Raw genomic sequence first — 2,241 nt, forward strand, 5'->3', positions numbered from 1 at the left:
CTCGAGCGCATCAAGCGCGAGAACGACCTGGTGACATACCGCGAGATCCTCGCTGTCCGCAATGCAGGCAGGTGCTTTACGGCCACAAGCGCGATAGTTTCAACAACAAGATGCAGTGCCCCAGAGCCCCTAGCAGTCGACGATGGTCTTGCCGATCATGATGTTGAGGATCTCGACGTCGGTATCCTTCATGCCAACGCGGCCCACATAGCCCATGCTGGCGATCGTCTCTTCCACCGTATCCTGAATCAGGCCCTCTCCGGCACGGAAGCCGCGGCCCTGCATGGCCATATCGTGGCCCAGAATCGCCGCATCAACGGCAGCGGAAATCTTGGCGGCGCAGCTTGCCTTGGCGCCATCGCACACGATGCCGCCCACGTTACCGAGCGTATTCGAGACCGTCGCGCCAATCTGCTCGCGCATGCCACCGCACAGCCAGGTAATCGCGGCGCCGGCGCCGCACGCGGCGCAAATAGCACCGCAAAACGCCGAGAGCGCACCAATATAGCTCTTGATATGCACGGCGATAAGATCGGACAGCATCACGGCGCGCACCAGGCGCTCGTGGTCGCAACGCAGGTACTCGGCATACTCCATGACGGGCAACGCGCAGGTAATACCTTGATTGCCCGAGCCGCACACAATGGCGACCGGCAGCGCGCAACCGTTCATGCGGGCGTCGGACCCGGCGGCTGCACGGGCACGGGCACGGCAGGCGACGTCATCGGCACGAGCACCCAGCAGCGTACGACCCACCTCGGCGCCCCAAGCGTGCGCAAGGCCCTCGGCACTGATTGCGCCATTCAGCTCAATCTGACGCTCAACGGCAGCGCGGGCGTCCTCAATGTCACCGTCCTCGATAAAGTCGATGATGGTCTCAATCGACATGGGCGTATCGGCGTTATCTGCCGCCCGCTCGGCCACGACGCGCTCGGCGCAGGCGGCACACTCCCCCGCCGACTTGCCGCACACCGGAATACCGTCGAGGGTATGGCACGTGACATTGGTGTGGTGGTCGGTAATCTCGACGACCGCGGTATGGCCCCCGGCCGTCGCAGTCACCTTGATGTAGAGGTTGGGCACACCCTCGACAAGCGACACATCGCAGTAGCCGGCGTCGGCGAGGAGCTCGGTCACGCGAGCACGATCTTCGTCGTCAACGCTCTCGAGCACCTCGAGAGCGCTCTTAGCGTCGCCGCCCACGGCACCCAGCACGGCCGCGGCTTCAATACCGTGCATACCGCCCGAGTTGGGCACGGTCACGCTCTTGACGTTCTTGATGATGTTGCCCGAGCATGCAACATCCATATGATCGGGTTCGCAACCGAGCGTCTGACTCGCCAGCGCCGCTGCATAGGCAACGGCAATGGGCTCGGTGCAGCCGAGTGCACAGACAAGCTCGCGGTTCAAAACATCGCAAAACGCGGCATCACGAAGGGAATCGGTAGGCATAGGTATCTCCTGCTTGCATAACGGGCTAGGCTCTCAAAAAATGTTAGCTCCTTTATTTGATAACAATGCATCAAAAACCACAACCATGGTTCCGGCGGACGGCGCTCAAGCGCAAACTGACGACATTCATTCACGAGAAGCCAGTCTTGTTGCCTGCTAAAGCGTTTGACCAAAAAACGCTCGAGCGTTTACGCAAAAGTCGCGCTATCATGCAGTCGAACGCGGTAAACACCTTTAGCATTTGCGCCGCACAGACCAGAGAGGAACCATCCATGAAGATCGGTATCGGTAACGACCACGCCGCCGTCGAGCTCAAGAACATCATCTCCGAGCACCTGAAGGAGCGCGGCTGCGAGGTCGTGAACTTTGGCACCGACACCTCCGAGAGCTTTGATTACCCCATCGCCGGCTACAAGGTGGGTAAGGCCGTTGCCAACGGCGATGTCGATCTAGGCATCCTGATCTGTGGCACCGGCGTCGGTATCAGCCTGGCTGCCAACAAGGTCGAGGGCGTACGCGCCGTCGTGTGCTCCGAGCCCTTCAGCGCCAAGCTCTCCCGCATGCACAACAATACCAACGTGCTCGCTTTTGGCGCCCGCGTCGTGGGCTCCGAGCTCGCCAAGATGATCGTCGACGAGTGGCTCGACGCCGAGTTTGAGGGTGGTCGTCACGAGCGTCGCGTTAACCTCCTCAACGAGATCGATCACACGCGCGCCCTTAAGATCGTCGACGAAGCCTAAACTATTCAGTGCCACAAGCTAACAGCAGGGGCCCCCTCGGAACACATGT

2 protein-coding genes are annotated in these 2,241 nt (G+C 60.7%); one reads left to right on the top strand and one right to left on the bottom strand.

The window, feature by feature from the left end; translation table 11 throughout:
* Window positions 1-129: 129 nt before the first annotated feature.
* Window positions 130-1,452, bottom strand: coding sequence for a serine dehydratase subunit alpha family protein (locus DW029_RS07875; protein WP_118345712.1), 1,323 nt, complete (start codon window positions 1,450-1,452; stop codon window positions 130-132).
* Window positions 1,453-1,724: 272 nt separating this feature from the next.
* Here DW029_RS07875 and rpiB point away from each other — a divergent pair, with 272 nt between their 5' ends.
* Window positions 1,725-2,192 carry a ribose 5-phosphate isomerase B gene (gene rpiB / locus DW029_RS07880; RefSeq protein ID WP_117762860.1) on the top strand — a complete coding sequence of 156 codons (468 nt, stop codon included), beginning with the start codon at window positions 1,725-1,727 and terminating at the stop codon, window positions 2,190-2,192.
* The last annotated feature ends 49 nt before the right edge of the window (window positions 2,193-2,241 follow it).

It is taken from the genome of Collinsella sp. AF38-3AC (genome assembly GCF_003474365.1).
Classification (GTDB): Bacteria; Actinomycetota; Coriobacteriia; order Coriobacteriales; family Coriobacteriaceae; genus Collinsella.